Source organism: Pseudomonas songnenensis (assembly GCF_003696315.1).
Lineage (GTDB): Bacteria > Pseudomonadota > Gammaproteobacteria > Pseudomonadales > Pseudomonadaceae > Stutzerimonas > Stutzerimonas songnenensis.
Map to the genome: position 1 here is coordinate 163,662 of NZ_RFFN01000004.1, position 15,977 is coordinate 179,638.

Sequence of the window (15,977 nt, forward strand, 5' to 3'; positions counted from 1 at the left end):
GGTCAGATTCCGTTGCGCAGGCTGAGGGTTTCGGGGTGCGGTTGCAGATAGGCCTGGCGCGCGATGTAGTGGTCGGGATGCCGGCGGAAATGGTGTTTGAGCAGGGTCAGCGGCACGACCAGCGGGATCACGCCGGCGCGGTACTGGTCGATCAGATGGCGCATTTCGCGACGGTCTTCCGAGCCCAGCGCATCCTTAAGATAGCCACTGAGGTGCAGCAGCACGTTGCAATGCGTGCCGCGGGTGGCGGGCTTCTTCAATGCCTGCATCATCTGGCTGAAATAGTGCGAGGCGAATTCGTCCAGTGAACGCTCGGCGATGTTGGCGACCAGTCGGCCAAGCACGCGGTACTGCAGCGGGTTGCTGGCCATCAGCTGGTATTTGTAGCGCGAGTGGAAATCGACGATGGCACGCCGGGTGATGCCGCCCTGCAGCAGGCGTTGCCAGTCGGCGTAGGCATAGACGCGGGTGAGGAAGTTCTCGCGCAGCACGGCATCGTTCAGCCGTCCGTCCTCCTCAATCGGCAGATCGGGTCGAGCCTGCATCAGTGCCTGCGCGAACACCCCAGTGCCACCGCCCGGCAGGGTATGGCCATTGGAGCCGTAGACCTTGACCCGCTCCATGCCGCAGGACGGCGATTTCTGCATCAGGATGTAGCCGCTGATGTCATGCAGTTGCTCGGCGATCTGCTGGCCGTAGGCGGCGAGGGCGTCGGTAACGTCGAGTTCCGGGCGGACCGTACCGACGGCCCGAGGCGCATCGGTCTCGCCCACCAGGCGGATCGGCTCGCGGGGCGTGCCCAAGCCGATGGCGACCTCGGGACACACCGCTATGAACTCGAAGTGCTGTGCCAGGGTTTCGCTGCACAGGCGCGACTCCTTGTGGCCACCGTTGAAACGCACCGGGTTGCCGAGCAGGCAGGCACTGATTCCGATCTTTGGGGTGGGGAGTGTGGTGTGCATGATGGGAGCCTCATCTTGTACAAAGCGGATTTCTGTACAACTTGGGGCTATCTTAATCTTCATCTTGTACAAGTCAACTTCATATGTACAAGAAGATGAAGTTTTCTTGTACAGTACCGGCAACGGATCGCGGGAACGGCGTCTCTGTGGTGGCCTGTATAGCCATCGACGAGCCGCTGAGTGGCGTGAGGTGCTGGGGCGACGGCTGTTGCGGTCCGTCGTACAGCAGCACGGTCCTGTACAGTGGGCTTTCAATGTATAGGTGTATGCTGTAATCGAAAGCCGTCGACATCGCGCAGCGTGGCAGCGCCAAAGGAGCTCACCATGAACATCTTGCTGACTGGCGGTACCGGATTGATTGGTCGTGCGCTGTGCCGGCATTGGCTGGCTGAAGGGCATCGGCTCTGGGTGTGGAGCCGCGCGCCGCAAACCGTGGCGCAACTGTGCGGTGCGCAGGTGCAGGGTGTCGGCAGCCTGCAGCAGCTGGATGGGGTGACACTGGACGCTGTGGTCAACCTCGCAGGCGCGCCGATTGCCGACCGGCCCTGGACGAAGTCGCGCAAAGCGCTGCTCTGGGACAGTCGCGTCAAGCTCACCGAGCAATTGGTGGAGTGGTTGGGCAAGCGCGAGCAGAAACCGACTCTGCTGATTTCCGGCTCCGCGGTGGGCTGGTATGGCGATGGCGGCGAACACCGCCTGACCGAGGCCGATCAACCGGTCGCCGCGGATTTCGCCAGCCAGCTGTGCAACGCCTGGGAAGAGCGCGCCATGGAGGCGACGGTGCTGGGCATCCGTGTGGTGCTGGTGCGGACCGGGTTGGTGCTGGCGCGCGATGGCGGTTTTCTGCAACGCCTGTTACCGGTGTTCAAGCTTGGATTGGGTGGGCGTCTGGGTAGCGGACGGCAGTGGATGCCGTGGATTCACATCGAAGACCAAATCGCCCTGATTGATTTTCTTCTGCGGCAGCCGGCAGCCAGTGGCCCCTACAATGCCTGCGCACCGGCGCCGGTACGCAACGCCGATTTCACCCGCAGCCTCGCCCGCTGCCTGAACCGCCCGGCGATATTGCCGGCGCCGGCTGCGGTGCTCAAACCTCTGCTCGGCGAACTCGCCGGCTTGTTGCTGGGCGGCCAGCACGTGTTGCCGCAGCGCTTGCAGGAGGAAGGGTTCAGTTTTCGCTTCACCGATCTGGATTCGGCGCTGGCCGATCTGTTGACGCGCCCCTGAAAGGCGCGCCCTTGTGAGAAAATAGCGCGCCTGCCGCTTGAGCCAGGCGCAACCTCAATAAGCAGTCAGGAAAGTTGCATGACAGAGCAGGCGTTGTTGTTGGTCAATCTGGGTTCGCCAGCCTCTACGGAAGTCGCGGATGTGCGCCGTTACCTCAACCAGTTCCTGATGGATCCCTATGTGATCGATCTGCCCTGGCCGCTGCGGCGTCTGCTGGTTTCGCTGATTCTGATCAAGCGCCCCGAGCAGTCCGCGCATGCCTATGCTTCGATCTGGTGGCCGGAAGGCTCGCCGCTGGTGGTGCTGAGTCGCCGCCTGCAGGAGGCGGTGCGGCCGTACTGGACGCAAGGGCCGGTGGAACTGGCGATGCGCTACGGCGAGCCATCCATCGAAACCACGCTGACCCGCCTGGCCGGTCAGGGCATCAGTCAGGTCACGCTGGCACCGCTCTATCCGCAGTTCGCCGACAGCACCACCACCACGGTGATTCAGGAAGCGCGACGGGTCATTCGCGAGCGCGGGCTGAACGTGCAGCTGTCGATCCTGCAGCCGTTCTACGATCAGCCGGAATACCTCGAGGCGCTGGCAGCCAGTGCCAAGCCGCATCTGGAGCAGGATTTCGATCATCTGCTGCTCAGTTTCCACGGCCTGCCCGAGCGGCATCTGCACAAGACCGATCCGACCGGTTCGCATTGCCTCAAGGGCGACGATTGCTGTCAGCGGGCCGAAGGCATGGTGCTTGCGAGCTGCTATCGCGCGCAGTGCATGCGCACCGCCGCCGGTTTCGCCGCGCAGGCGGGTCTGCGCGACGATCAATGGTCGGTTTCATTCCAATCGCGCCTCGGTCGCGCCAAGTGGATCGAGCCCTATACCGAAACCCGCCTGGACGAACTGGCCCAACAGGGCGTCAAGAAGCTGCTGGTCATGTGCCCGGCGTTCGTCGCCGATTGCATCGAGACGCTGGAGGAGATCGGCGATCGCGGGCGTGAGCAGTTCATCGAGGCGGGTGGCCAGGATCTGGTCCTGGTGCCATGCCTGAACACCCACGAAGCCTGGGTGCAGGCGCTGGTCAAGCTCTGCAGTCGCGCACCCCAGGCGCTCTGACCGAGCAGCAGGCCCGCGCGCAGCGGGCTTGTCGGTTCAGGGGCTGAGCGTGGATTGCTCGGCTCTGCTGACCATGACCATCTCTTCAAAGCTGGCCGCTGCCTGCGGGTTGCCGAACAGGTAACCCTGGAAGCGATGGCAACCGTTGGCCAGCAGCATCGTCCGCTGGGCCTCGTTTTCGACGCCTTCGGCAATGACCTCCAGATTCAGTCCTGCCGCCAAAGCACAGGTGGCGCGTACGATCGTCAGGCTGCTGGTGTCCTCGGGCAGGCCGCGGACGAAGGTCTGATCGATCTTCAGCTGATCCAGCGGTAGCTGCTGCAGATAGCTCATCGAGGAATAGCCGGTGCCGAAATCGTCGATGGAGAAGCGGATACCGTGGCGCTTGAGCTGTGTCATGCGGGCAATGGCCTCGGACATGTTGTCCAGCAGCAGGGTTTCGGTGAGTTCCAGCTTGAGTCGGGCCGGGTTGGCGCCGCTGCGCTCCAGCAGGTCGAGCACATTGCCAACGAAGTTGTCCTCGTACAGCAGATGTGCGCTCAGGTTGACCGACAGGGTCAGTCCAGCGAAGGCAGGCTGCTGCGCCCAAAGCGCCAGCTGGGCGCAGGCCTGCTCCAGTACGCGTTGGTCGAGCGCCTGAATCAGTCCGGCGTGCTCGGCCTGGCCAATGAATGCGCCCGGTGTCAGCAATCCGCGCTGCGGATGCTGCCAGCGCACCAGGGCTTCTGCGCCGATGATGCCCTGCGACTGCTCCAGCTGCGCCTGATAGTGCAAGACGAACTCGCCGTTCCTGAGTCCCTGCCGAATCTCGTCTTCAAGGCGCAGGCGTTCCTGCACAGCCTGCTGCATGCGCGGGTCGAAGAAGCGCAGGGCGTTCTTGCCCGCTACCTTGGCTTCGTACATCGACATGTCGGCGCGCTTCATCAGCTCGTCACTGCTGCTGCCGTCCGTGCCGAACAGCACCACGCCGATGCTGGCGCTGCTGTACAGGCCAAGATCGTTCAGTCGATAGGTTTTGCCGAGAGAGCCGAGCAGCTTCACGCCGATGTGTTCGGCCTGCGCTGCGGCCAGCTCCGGGGCGTCACCGAGGTTTTCCAGCATGACCACGAACTCGTCCCCGCCCAGGCGTGCGACCGTGTCGCTGGCGCGTATTTCGCCCTGCAAGCGCTCGGCGGCGATACGCAGCACCTGATCGCCGGTCTGGTGGCCGTGCAGATCGTTGATGTTCTTGAAATTGTCCAGGTCGATGAACATCAGCGCCCCCAACTGCCCGCTGCGGCAGCCAGCCGCCATGGCCTGCTGCAGGCGATCGAGCAGTAGCCGGCGGTTCGGCAGGCCGGTCAGCGGGTCGTAGAACGCCAGGTTGTGAATGCGTTCCTCCGCCGCCTTGCGGTCGGTAATGTCGGTGAATGCGGCCACGTAATGGCTGATATCACCGGTGGTGTTGCGCACCGCACTGATGGTCAACCACTCGGGAAAGATCTCGCCACTCTTGCGCCGGTTCCAGATCTCGCCTTCCCAGACGCCGGTCGCCTCGATACTGGCCCACATCGTGCGGTAGAACTCGGGGCCGTGCTTGCCGGAAGCGAGCAGGGCGGTGGTCTGGCCAACGGCCTCCTCGGCGCTGAAACCGCTGATGCGGCTGAAGGCTCGGTTGACCCGCAGGATTCTGTTCTGCCCGTCGGTTATCAGCATGCCCTGCTGCGACTCGAAGGCGATGGCGGCGATGCGGCGCTCCAGTTCGGTGTTGACCCGATCGGTGATGTCGCGGCTCAGCCAGACCACTGCGCGTTTCTGTCCTTGCGGTTGCTCCAGGGGCAGGGCGCGCCCCTCGAAGATCCTGGGGCCGCCCAGCGTCTGCATGCCGTACTCGATCAGCTGTGGCGTGTCGCTGTTGAGCGTTTGCCGGATGAAGTCGAGGAAGCGACGCTCTTCCGCTTCCGGCATCACGTCGCGCAGGTGCCGACCGAGCAGCAGGCTCGGATCGGCGTAGAGCATGTTGCGATCGGCGCAGATGATATCGAGATAACAACCATCCTCGTCGATCACCAGCAGCAGGTCGGGTATTGCGTGGGTGATGGCACGCAGCCGGGCTTCGCTGAGCCGCAGAGCGCGCTCTACCAGATCGCGCTTGAGCAGATCGTTGAGCAGCAGGCCCAGCGCGGCGGTGGCGAGCGGCAGCGCCAGCAGCATCGGCGGCGCGGCCTCCTTGGCGGCAATGAAGCGCAAGTGGTCAGGCAACAGCGAGATGATCACGCCGAGCACACCGAGGTGCAGCATCGCGCCGAAGCCGAGCAGCTGCCAGAAGCCGATGCGGATCAGGCCCTGTCGGTGCAGGCAGCGGTATGCCAGCCCGAGGACGATCGGCAGCAGGATGTTCGCCAATCCAGGAACTACGCCAATGCCGCCGAGCCACAGGCGGTAACCTGCTGCCAACACGCCGGCCGTGCCGGCCACCACTGGACCGCCGAACAGGCCGGCCATGCTCAGCACCACGGTGCGCGCATCGAGCATGATGCCGCTCTCGCCGAAGCTGGTGCTCATCATGCCGAGGATGCACGCGCTGCCGAACCAGAGCCCGGCCAGGAGTTTCGCGGAGAGCTTGGCGCTCCGATACCATTCGGAGGTGGTAAAAGCCAGCAGCCAGCACAACGCGAGCAGCATGACCGCGTTTTCGACGACGGCGTTGAGAGTCAAGACAGCATCCTAGGGCATCAGCGCGCCCACATCAGGATTTGAGATATGGCAGGTCGCCAGTATCCCATATCGCAACGCGCGAATGCACCGCACTAAGGTAGTGCCTGGCGAAGCCTGCTGCATGCTCGCGCGCCAGGACGGAGCGCGGCGGTGACCATAAGGTGCCCGGCGGGCACCTGGCTCAGCCCTGAGTGCGGGCGAGCTGTGCCTTGAGATCGCGGATTTCCGCTTCCAGTGCTTCGACCCGCTGCAGGGCATCGACCTCGGCGGTGACGTTCTTCTGGATGCCGATGAAGTAGGTCAGCTGGTCGGCTTCGTTGAATACCGGGGTGATCGACAGCTCGTTCCAGAACGGGGTGCCGTCCTTGCGGTAGTTGCGAATGATCTGCCGGCAGGGCTGGTTGCTCTTCACCGCCTCGCGGATCGCCTGGAGTCCTGGCTGGTCGCGGTCCTCGCCCTGCAGGAAGCGGCAGTCGCGGTAGAGAATGTCGTCGACCGCGTAGCCGGTCAGGCGCTCGAAAGCCGGGTTGGCGTAGATCAGGATGTTGTCGTCGCCTTCCTGCTCGGCGACCACGATTCCATCGTTGGAGGCTTCGATAACCAGTTGCAGCAGCTTGGCATTGATCATGTCACGACATCCTGAAGGGGCATGCGGCGCATTCTAGAACAACTTGGCCTGATCAGTGCCTTGCCGTCGTGCGCGAACACCAGCTCATTCGATGCGCTTGCGGAAGAACAGTGTGACCTGACCCACCTCGACGCCGAACTTGCTCATGAACGAGCGGTTGGCCAGGGTGTGTTCGTCGATGAGATACATCCAGTCATCCAGATGTACGTCGTAGACCTTGTCATCCACCGGCAGGCTGAGGACGTAGCGCCAGCGCAGCGCGTTGCCGGCGACTTCGCCGCGGGCTTCGCCCACCACGTCGGCGGCGCTGCCGCGCCAGTGGCCGGGGCGTTCCTCGGTCAGGGTCCAGACCCGCTGCTGGGTGGTGCCATCGCTGTAGCGGAAGTGTTCGTCGAGAATCAGCTTGTCGCCATCCAGACTGCCGTCGATCTCCACATGGAAGCGCTTCACCACCTCACCGGAGCGCTTCTGGAACATGCCCCAGGCATCGACCTTGCCGACGAAATACTTGCGCAGATCGAACTGTGGTTCCTCGTTGCGGTAATGCTCGACGTCGACGGCGGTGCAGCTGAGCAGAAGCAGGCAACACGCCAGTATCAGGGCCTTTTGCATGGTTTGGATTCTCCGCAGGGAAGGGAAGTGAGCAGTCGCGCCGCCACGAGTTTCAGCAGGCAGGGCAGGCCGGCGTAGACCAGTGCGAGGTTCCAGCCGGCCGGGGTGCCCGGTTGGTAGTCGCTTAACGCCAGCAGCGGCAAGGCGAGACCGGCGATGGCCAGCGCCAGCTTGGCCAGAAAGCTCCACAGACCGAAGTAGGCGGCGGTCGAGTCGCGTTCCTCGGCAGGGATGATGTCCGCCAGCAGTGCCGGCGGCAGGGCCAGGTCGGCACCGAGGGCGAGACCGGACATCATGCAGACACCGGCGTAGGCCCAGGCCGAGCCCGGCTCCAGCAGCACCGCCCAGACAAAGGCGGCGCAACCGGTAAGCATGCCGATCCGCCAGCTGCGCCGCTTGCCCAGGCGATCGGCCAGCCTGGTCCAGAACGGCAGGCCCAGGGCGCCGCTGACGAAATACAGGGCCAGGAACAGGCCGGTCAGCTCCGCCAGTTGCAGGCGGTCGGCAATGAAGAACAATGCCAGCGTTGCGGGAATCGCCACTGCCACGGCGTTGATGAAATAGACGCCCGCCAGCCGCCGAAACGCCATGTTGCGCAGCGGCAGGCGCCAGTTCCCGGCGGCGGTGCGTACGATTCGATGTGGTCTGGGTGCGGCGAGCAGGAGAACAGCGGTGCCGATGCACAGCAGCACGGCGAAGGTGATAGCGAAGGTCGCCAGCGCCGCCGCCATGCCGAACTGCGTCGCCAGGATGCTGGGTAGCACGCTGGCCAGGACGACGCCGAAAAGTCCTGCACCTTCACGCCAGGCGGCGACCCGGGTACGGGTGTTCGGTTGGTCGGACAGTCGTGCGCCCCAGGCCAGGTAGGTGATGTTGATCAGGCTGTGCAAGGTGTAGGTGAGCGCCAGCAAGGCACCCAGCCAGATTGCCAGGCCGGGTCTGCCTAAACTGCCGGGCGGTATGAGCAGCGCTGCCATCGCCAGGCTCAGCGCAATGGCTGCAGTTGCCAGCAGGAGTGTCCAGCCGCGCGGCGTATGGCGGTCGATGAGGCGGCCCAGCCAGGGGTCTTGAATGGTGTCCAGCAAACGGGCCAGGAACAGCACGGTGCCGGTCAGCGCCAGGCCGAGGCCCAGATCTGCCGCATAGAAGTTCGGCACCAGCACGTAGATCGGCAGCATGGCCATCGCCAGCGGCAGGCCGAGCACGCCATAGGCTGCCAGCGCCGAGCTTTTCACCGTTGGCCCAGCAGATTGCGCCGCAGTTTCTGGTCGCGGCTACGCGGGTCCAGCCAGATCGCGAAAAAGGCCTCGGCGAATGCAGGGTCGTCGACCTCGTGCTGCAGGCGATCATTGACGTAGAAGCGGCAGCCGCGACCGGGCAGGAAGACACCGGTGATGCGCTCGCCGGGTGTGACGTCGACGAAGGCTTGCTGCATCTCGGCGCGCCACTGGCGCAGCCGCGCCGAGTCGACCGCCTCGCCGGAAAGCCGCTGGATCTCTTCCAGGCTGGTGCGTACGAAGTCTTCGCGGCTGATGGCGCGGTGGTAGGTCAGTTCCAGGGCGAAGGGTGCCTGCGCCTGCAAAGGTGCCTGCTGGCTCCACAGGCGGGCGTCATAGATGCGCAAGCCGAAGAAGCGCAGCTCGCCTTCGCCGACCAGACGTGCCTGGGGCACCGATTCGCGCCAGTTGGCCGCCGCAAGCACCGGCACCAGGCACAGCAGGCCTGCGATGATGACGTTTCGGCGGCTTGACATGGCGGCGCTCAGCGACTGCCAGCGAGGGTGATCGACACGGAATCGGCAAAACGCAGCGCGTGGGGCTTGTCGACTTCCACCTCGGCGTAGCTCACCGCAGGATGCGCCATGACCAGATCGAGGATTTCCTGCGTCATGCGCTCGAGCAGGGCGAAGCGATTCTGCTCCACGTGGCGGATGATCGCCTTGGTGATGGTGCGGTAGTTCAGTGCCTGTTCGATGTCGTTGTCGCGCACTGCCTCGACGGCGGGATAGAGGATGTTCAGGTTGATCAGCACATCCTGGCGGTTAAGGATCTCGTCTTCATTGATGCCTATATAGGTGCGCAGGCGCAGATCCTTCACCCGGATGCGCGCCATGCCCGGCTCCAGTCGCGCCATTACTGCCCCCTCCCGATCAGCTGGAGAAACTCCATCCGCGTGTTGCAGGAGCTGCGGAAGGCACCGAGCATCACCGAGGTGTTCATCACCGAGTTCTGCTTCTCCACGCCGCGCATCATCATGCACATGTGCTTGGCTTCGATGACCACCGCGACGCCGGCCGCGCCGGTGACCTCCTGAATCGCTTCGGCGATCTGGCGGGTCAGGTTTTCCTGGATCTGCAGGCGGCGGGCGAACATGTCGACGATTCGCGCAACCTTGGACAGGCCGAGCACGCGACCGGTGGGGATGTAGGCGACATGCGCCTTACCGATGAAGGGCAGGATGTGGTGCTCGCATAGGGAGTACAGCTCGATGTCCTTGACGATCACCATCTCGTCGTTGTCGGACGCGAACAGTGCGCCATTGACCACTTCTTCCAGGCTGCGGTTGTAGCCACCACACAGATACTGCATGGCCTTCGCGGCCCGCAGCGGTGTGTCGCGCAAACCCTCGCGTTCCGGGTTCTCACCCAAGCCAGAGAGTATTTCGCGGTAATGACCGGGCAGATCGTTCATGTCGGGACCTTCAGTGCGCCTAGCGCTGATATGTGGACGATGGGCTGAACCAGGTCAGCGACCGTATGCAATCCAAAGCTATACGAATAAATAATATTGTACAAGTAATTGTAGAGGAATACGCTGCCATGCCACGCGGCAGACTCAACCGCGGGGGCATATCGGTCGCCCTGGTGTGTGCGCAAGTCGAATTTTGTATAGGTATCAGAAATCGTGAAAAGCAGACTTTCGAAGCTTGGGCTGCGCTTTGCCGTTTGCAGAGGCCGGATAGATCGGGTCGAGTTGCATGGGCTGCGCTGCTGCGGCTACAGCGCCTGGGTAGTGGAGCGCAGCGGCAACCGACGCCAGTTTGCCGTAGGCCAGCGAACGGTCTGGAGCGATCAGGGCAGCTTGAAACGGGTTCTGCAGGCTTGTGGGGTGCGCGAGGTCTACTGGCGGCAGCCGGTCAGCCATGACGAAATGATCGGCCGTCCGCTTGGTATCGAGCCTGAGCGGGGCTTGCGCATTCCGCTGCTGGCGGAGAACTAACGGTGATTCGCGGACTTGCCGGCGCGAGGAGAAGGGTTTTGCGCCGTGTCGCACTCTGTCGTGCAGCGACTGGCGCCGTCCGGGTGCGGCAGCCATTCCAGATGCGGGCGTAATAAAGCGAACAACTGGTAGCCCAGCAGCAGGAGCGGGCGCAGCGGCCGCCAGCCCAACGGAGCGGCCCAGCGGCCATGACCGGCCAGACGCCAGCTCCAGTAGGTTGCATCCACGCCGGTCAGCCAGGCCCCGCTGGCGGTTCGCGCGTGCAGGCGGCGACGTAGCTGCGGCAGATCGCGACCAAGTCCCTCGGTCGAGAAGTCGACGGCGCTGATATCCACCAGCTGCAGCCGGGCAGGGTCAGCGCTGCGTTCCAGCCAGCGAACTTCACGGGCGCACAACGGGCAGGCCCGATCAACGTAGAGCGTCAGTGGCAGATCAGGGGTCATTTCATCGCAACTCGCGTTTGTACAACGTTTGTAGAGGGTATGCTGCGAAACGCTGGGTTACAATCTCGGCATTCTTTTCCAGCGAGCCGCCCCATGACCGACTCTTCCGGCGCTTCGAACCTGTCCTCGAGTGCGTTCGAGCAGCAGGAGCTATTCCCCATCCGCGAAGTTTCCCGCCTCACGGGGGTAAACCCGGTGACTCTGCGTGCCTGGGAACGTCGTTACGGGCTGATTCGCCCGACGCGTACGGATAGCGGCCACCGCCTGTATTCGATGGCGGATGTCGAAGCGGTTCGCAGCATTCTCTCCTGGACCGAACGCGGCGTGGCGGTAAGCAAAGTCGGCAGCATTCTGGCCCGCAGCGCGGCGACCCGCGAAGCCGAAGAGCCAGTCGCGACGGTCAGCGGCGAATGGGGCGAGTGGCAGGGGCAACTGCGCGAAGCGGTGAATGGCTTCGACGAGGTACGCCTGGAGCAGTTGTACGGCCAGGTGTTCTCCACCTATCCACTGGCCGTGGTGTTCCAGGATGTGCTGTTGCCGGTCTGGCAGGAACTGCTGCTGCGGCAGGACGAGTTCGGCGGTACCAGCGAATGGCTGTTCCTCGATGCCTTCTTGCGCGCGCGGGCACTGCAGCGTTTGCAGCTGGCCCGCATGCCTGGCGGCGAGCGCGTTCTGCTCGCGGCGATGCCGGGTCAGTGCCGCGAACTGGAATTGCTGGTCGCAGGGCTGATGTTGAGCGGCGACAGCCTCGCCGTCAGCGTGCTGCCTATCGGCCAGCCTCTGGAGGAGCTGGCGTTGGTCTGCGACAAGATGAAGCCGCAGGGGCTGGTGCTGTTCTCCAACGTGCCCCATGGCGAGGCGCAGCTGCGGCAGCTCAACAAGCTGTCGCTGGGTCTCGATTGCCCCCTGGCGCTTGCCGGCGAGGCAGCCGAACTTGGGCGTGAAGCCCTGGCGGGCACGCCGATCGCGTGTCTGGGCAGCTCTGGCAAGCTGATGCAGCGCCGTCTGCGGCAGTTTCTCGCTGGCCAGCTGGATACCTGATGCGAACGGCTGTCCGGGTACGGGAGTGCAATCCATGACACCAGGCAGCATTCCATCTGACTTGCTTGCGGTGCGTCGGACGTTGGCCAACGGGCTGCGACTGGCCTTCATCCAGTTGCCGGCCGGTAGCCAGGCGGCGGCGCTGGTCCGCGTGCATGCCGGCGCGCACGACGCGCCAGGCGAGTACCCCGGGCTTGCGCACTTCCTCGAACACCTTCTGTTTCTCGGTAGCCGGGCCTACGCCGCGACCGAAAGCCTGATGCCGTTCGTGCAGGGCCATGCCGGACAACTGAACGCATCGACTCGCGAGCGCCACACCGATTTTTTCTTTCAGGTACCTGCCGACGTTTTCGATGAGGCCCTCAAGCGCCTGCTCGATATGCTGGCCCGGCCGCTGCTCGACGAGGCCGCGCAGCTGCGCGAACGCGAGGTGCTGCAGGCGGAATTCCTCGCGCGTGGGCGTGACCGGGAAACGCTGTGCGATGCCGCTATCGGCACGGCCCTGAGCGCCCCGCATCCGTTTTCTGCCTTTCATGCCGGTAATCGCGACACGCTGGTAGTCGAATCTCCTGCCTTTCAGCAGGCGCTCAAGGGCTATCACCAGCGCTTCTATCACGGTGGGCAGATGGAGTTGCTGGTTGCTGCACCGTGCGGGATCGAGCATCTGCTGGAATTGCTGCAGTGCGCCGAATGCCAGCTGCCGGTTGCCCATGCCGTAGCGAGGCAGACCGCGCCGTTGCGGGCCGATGACGGTGTTGCGCTGCATCTGCAGGTGGAGGGTGCGCGGCCTCTTCTGGACCTGGCATTTGCACTGGACGGCCTGCCCGACGAAACCTGCGTGGCGCTGGATGTTCTGGCTTCGTGGCTGGCCTCCCAGGCCAGCGGCAGCCTCTGTAGGGCAATGCGCGAGGCCGGCTGGTGCGAAGCGTTGATGCTTCGCGTGCCGTACTGGTATGACGGGCAGGGCGTCGTCGTTCTGGAACTGCAGCTGACCGAGCAGGGCATGGCGAACCGCGGAGAGATCGTCGCGGCCGTTCGCAGTTGGCTGCGGTACATGACTTCGCAGGCGCCGTGGCCCGAGCTTTGGGACGAGTACGTGCAGATCCGCCAGCGTGGCCTGCTGGGCAAGGAGCCTTTGGCGCTGTTGCGCTACTGGGTCGATCCGGCTGCCTGGACGCCGACGATCGATGCCGAGCGGGTTCATCGAGCGCTGCGGACGTTGGGTACGCAGCTCGATGGGAGCAAGCCGATCATTCTGACGGTGGACGGAGAGGGTGGCGATCGGCGCGGCGATATCACCGCGCCCCATACCGGTTTCGCGTTGAACATGCTGTCGGAACGACTACCCGTCGCAACCAACCAGGCGTGGCAATGGCAGCTGCCTGAACGCAACCCCTGGCTGAGCAGGCAGATGCAGCCGCGGGTATCGCCCGTGGCGTTGCCGGCCTTGTGCTGGCTGGAGCATGGCGGTGATTCGCGTGGACAGGGCGCGCTCTACCTGCGCTGGCGGTTCACGACGGGGCGGCCTCCGGCCGGATTATGGCATGTGCTCTATGTGGCATTGCGGGCGCACACCGTGGCGGCAGCCCAGGCGGGTGTCGAATTGCGCTTCGACGATCTGGGCGGCAGCTGGTGCCTTGCGCTGTTCGGCTATGCCGAGGCACTCCCCCTTGTCCTGCAAGACTTGCTCGACGAGCTGAAACAGCCACCGGTCGCTGCATTCGATGGCGGCCGGCGTTTGTTCGACGAAGCGAAGGTGCCCGGCGCCGATGAGCTACTCATACGACAGCTGCTGCGGCGCTTGCCTGTGCTGGAGTCGTCAGCTGCCGAGGACAACAGGATTCTGGATCGGCGCGCGGTCGAACGAGTCTGGCAGGGGGCGCGATGGGATGCGTTGGCGGTAGGACTTCCCGCCCGCCTGAGCGGACCATTGCAGGACGTGCTTGCCGCGATGCCGGGGCTTGCCGAACCGGCTGCCGAACAGCACACGGAGCGGTTTCCTCGCTACCTGTGGTCGCGCTTCGGTGATCCGGGCGCCGAGAACGCGTTGGTGTTGTTCTGCCCGTTGCCCGTGCGTAGTGCGTCAGTGGAAGCAGCCTGGCGTCTGCTGGCAAGGCTGATGGAGAGCGCCTTCTTCCGGCGTCTGCGCAGCGAGTTGCAGCTTGGCTACGCGGTGTTCTGCGGCTTTCGGCAGCTTGGCGAGCGCGCCGGCATCGTCTTCGCAGTGCAGTCGCCCAGCGCATCTGCCGCCGAGATCCTCGGCCATATCGAAACCTTTCTCGAATCCTTCTCGGCCAGCCTGGAGGTGCCGTCCGACAAGGTGCTGGAGGCCATCTCCGCCGGTGAGTCGCCCAATGGGCTCAGTCACGATCTTCGCCGGCGGGCCGAGGCTGTCTGGCAGGCGCGGTTGGCCGGGTTAGACGCCGAGCATCCGGTAGCGGTGGCTGCCGCGATGTCGACTGGCGATGTCAGCGCTATCAAGGCCCAGCTCCACGCGCTGCGTGCGGCCGATGGCGGATGGCATGTGGTCGCCAATGCCGGTGCCCCTGACGGACGCTGGCAGCAGCGCTGAACGAGCGCGGCTCATCTCGGACAACCATTCCTCATCATCCTCCACCCTTAAGGTTGCCTTGCCCGCGTGGCGGGTCGGCCGTTCGCTGCTTTGGGTGTACGACCTAAGCCTCGTCGCCTGGCCGCATGGATTAGATGCTTTGCGTGCAAGACCGCACCCGCGGCGAAAGTACTAGCCTTTCGCCGCCATCGCAGCGTATGTGCGCTTTGATGGCCTTTCGATAATCGCTCCCGTCACGACTGCTTGTCGTCAATACAGCGGAGAGCGCCATGCACAACAACAAGAAAGCCGTATCAACCCTGCTGCCCCTGGCCCTGGCCAGTGCAATAGCCATGACCGTGAGCCAGTCGGCAGTGGCCGAGATCGTGCTCTATGACCAGAACGACACCACTTTCTCCACCGATGGCTACTTCAACACCTTCTACGTCCACAGCGACGTGGAGCGGGACGGCGAGCAGTTCGATCGCAAGCAGTCGCGGGTGAAGATGGGCTTCCTGCCCAACTGGATCGGCTTCAACTTCGGCAAGCAGGTCGGCGACCTCAAGCTGGGCGGCCGCTCTTCCTTCTGGGTAACGATCAACGACAGTGACACCAACGGCACCGAAACCGGCATCGATGTTCGTCAGTTCTATGCCACTGCTGGCAACGAGCAATGGGGTGAAGTGCTGTTCGGTAAGGACTTCGGCCTGTTCGGTCGTTCCAACATCCTGCTCGACGAACTGCTCAGCGGTTACGGTCAGGTCAGCGATACCCTGGGCCTGGTCGATGGCGGCGGCGTGTCCTTCGGCAACATCGGTACCGGCTACCCGTACCCGTTCCCGACCTCACAGATCACCTACCGCTCGCCGAAGATGAATGGTCTGCGCATCGCTGCGGGCATCATGGACCCGGTGGATACCACCGAAGACACCGATTCCGACATCGACAAGGCCTACCAGGAATCGCCGCGCTTCGAAACCGAGATTACCTACGAGTTCGACCTCGGCGGCACCCAGTTCTACACCTGGATCAACGGCATGCAGCAGAGCTCGGACAACACCGACAGCAGCGTCGAGAAAGTTGACTCGAAAGGCCTGGGCTATGGCGTACAGGCCAAGATGGGCAGCCTGTCGCTGACCGCGTCGGGCTTCCAGGCCGAAGGCATCAACCCGTTCTTCACCAACAACGCCAACAAGGCTTTGCTGCGCGAGGTGGACAGCGACGGCTACCTGCTGCAGGGTTCCTACCGCTTCGGCAAGAACCGCGTGGCGCTGTCCTATGGCAAGACCAAGGATGACGGCAACGGACTGGGCAGTGCAGCTGACTATGAAACCCGCGGCATCGCGCTGTTCCACAGCATCAACGACAACCTGACCCTGGTGGCTGAGCTGAATCAGTTCGAGATCGCTGGCAAGGACGATCCAACGCTCGACGAAGAAACCCGCACCTTTGCAGTAGGTGCGGCGCTGAGCTTCTAAAGCTGACAGGGCGCGA

General features: G+C 63.8%; 15 protein-coding genes. 6 read left to right on the plus strand and 9 right to left on the minus strand.

Annotated features, from left to right (window positions below; all coding sequences use genetic code 11):
• Nucleotides 1-2: 2 nt before the first annotated feature.
• A complete protein-coding gene (locus EA798_RS12970) occupies nucleotides 3-962 on the minus strand; it encodes a YbgA family protein (RefSeq protein WP_106155019.1) in 960 nt (319 codons plus the stop codon).
• A gap of 324 nt (nucleotides 963-1,286) precedes the next feature.
• On the opposite strand from EA798_RS12970, the gene EA798_RS12980 reads away from it, so the two are divergent.
• Both EA798_RS12980 and hemH read left to right on the plus strand, forming a co-directional pair.
• Nucleotides 1,287-2,189, plus strand: a complete 903-nt coding sequence (locus EA798_RS12980) for a TIGR01777 family oxidoreductase (RefSeq protein WP_106155018.1) — start codon at nucleotides 1,287-1,289, stop codon at nucleotides 2,187-2,189.
• A 78-nt stretch (nucleotides 2,190-2,267) separates the two neighbouring features.
• Entirely contained in the window at nucleotides 2,268-3,293 is a 1,026-nt protein-coding gene (gene hemH, locus EA798_RS12985; RefSeq protein ID WP_122099224.1) for a ferrochelatase, read from the plus strand.
• Between the two features lie 36 nt (nucleotides 3,294-3,329).
• Here hemH and EA798_RS12990 read toward each other — a convergent pair whose 3' ends face one another.
• The 7 genes from EA798_RS12990 to folE form a co-directional block, all read right to left on the minus strand.
• Complete coding sequence (locus EA798_RS12990; protein ID WP_122099225.1) at nucleotides 3,330-5,990, minus strand: EAL domain-containing protein; 2,661 nt, start codon at nucleotides 5,988-5,990, stop codon at nucleotides 3,330-3,332.
• Nucleotides 5,991-6,171: 181 nt separating this feature from the next.
• Nucleotides 6,172-6,618: a PAS domain-containing protein gene (locus EA798_RS12995; RefSeq protein ID WP_106155015.1), complete on the minus strand. Its 447-nt coding sequence runs from the start codon at nucleotides 6,616-6,618 to the stop codon at nucleotides 6,172-6,174.
• An 84-nt stretch (nucleotides 6,619-6,702) separates the two neighbouring features.
• On the minus strand, nucleotides 6,703-7,230 hold the full coding sequence (locus EA798_RS13000) for a DUF3833 domain-containing protein (protein ID WP_122099226.1): 528 nt from the start codon (nucleotides 7,228-7,230) through the stop codon (nucleotides 6,703-6,705).
• A complete protein-coding gene (locus tag EA798_RS13005; RefSeq protein WP_122099227.1) occupies nucleotides 7,215-8,465 on the minus strand; it encodes an MFS transporter in 1,251 nt (416 codons plus the stop codon). The genes EA798_RS13000 and EA798_RS13005 overlap by 16 nt, the downstream gene beginning before the upstream one ends.
• Nucleotides 8,462-8,983, minus strand: a complete 522-nt coding sequence (locus EA798_RS13010; protein WP_122099228.1) for a chalcone isomerase family protein — start codon at nucleotides 8,981-8,983, stop codon at nucleotides 8,462-8,464. The genes EA798_RS13005 and EA798_RS13010 overlap by 4 nt, the downstream gene beginning before the upstream one ends.
• An 8-nt stretch (nucleotides 8,984-8,991) precedes the next feature.
• Nucleotides 8,992-9,363 (minus strand): dihydroneopterin triphosphate 2'-epimerase, encoded by a 372-nt coding sequence (gene folX, locus EA798_RS13015; protein ID WP_015277171.1) that lies wholly within the window; start codon nucleotides 9,361-9,363, stop codon nucleotides 8,992-8,994.
• Nucleotides 9,363-9,920 (minus strand): GTP cyclohydrolase I FolE, encoded by a 558-nt coding sequence (gene folE, locus EA798_RS13020; protein WP_122099229.1) that lies wholly within the window; start codon nucleotides 9,918-9,920, stop codon nucleotides 9,363-9,365. Before folE ends, folX begins: the two co-directional genes overlap by 1 nt.
• 213 nt (nucleotides 9,921-10,133) lie before the next feature.
• On the opposite strand from folE, the gene EA798_RS13025 reads away from it, so the two are divergent.
• The gene (locus EA798_RS13025) at nucleotides 10,134-10,448 is read left to right on the plus strand and encodes a DUF6482 family protein (protein ID WP_207212242.1); all 315 of its coding nucleotides are present in this window, start codon (nucleotides 10,134-10,136) and stop codon (nucleotides 10,446-10,448) included.
• Here the strand turns inward: EA798_RS13025 and EA798_RS13030 are convergent.
• Nucleotides 10,445-10,891 (minus strand): thiol-disulfide oxidoreductase DCC family protein, encoded by a 447-nt coding sequence (locus EA798_RS13030; RefSeq protein WP_122099230.1) that lies wholly within the window; start codon nucleotides 10,889-10,891, stop codon nucleotides 10,445-10,447. The two genes, EA798_RS13025 and EA798_RS13030, sit on opposite strands and share 4 nt — an antisense overlap.
• A gap of 93 nt (nucleotides 10,892-10,984) precedes the next feature.
• Here EA798_RS13030 and EA798_RS13035 point away from each other — a divergent pair, with 93 nt between their 5' ends.
• The 3 genes from EA798_RS13035 to EA798_RS13045 all read left to right on the plus strand — a co-directional run bounded on the left by EA798_RS13035 (nucleotide 10,985) and on the right by EA798_RS13045 (nucleotide 15,961).
• A complete protein-coding gene (locus EA798_RS13035) occupies nucleotides 10,985-11,932 on the plus strand; it encodes a MerR family transcriptional regulator (protein ID WP_106155009.1) in 948 nt (315 codons plus the stop codon).
• A 34-nt stretch (nucleotides 11,933-11,966) separates the two neighbouring features.
• Nucleotides 11,967-14,504, plus strand: coding sequence for a pyrroloquinoline quinone biosynthesis protein PqqF (pqqF, locus tag EA798_RS13040; RefSeq protein WP_122099231.1), 2,538 nt, complete (start codon nucleotides 11,967-11,969; stop codon nucleotides 14,502-14,504).
• 269 nt (nucleotides 14,505-14,773) lie between these two features.
• Entirely contained in the window at nucleotides 14,774-15,961 is a 1,188-nt protein-coding gene (locus EA798_RS13045; RefSeq protein ID WP_106155007.1) for a porin, read from the plus strand.
• Nucleotides 15,962-15,977 lie beyond the last annotated feature (16 nt).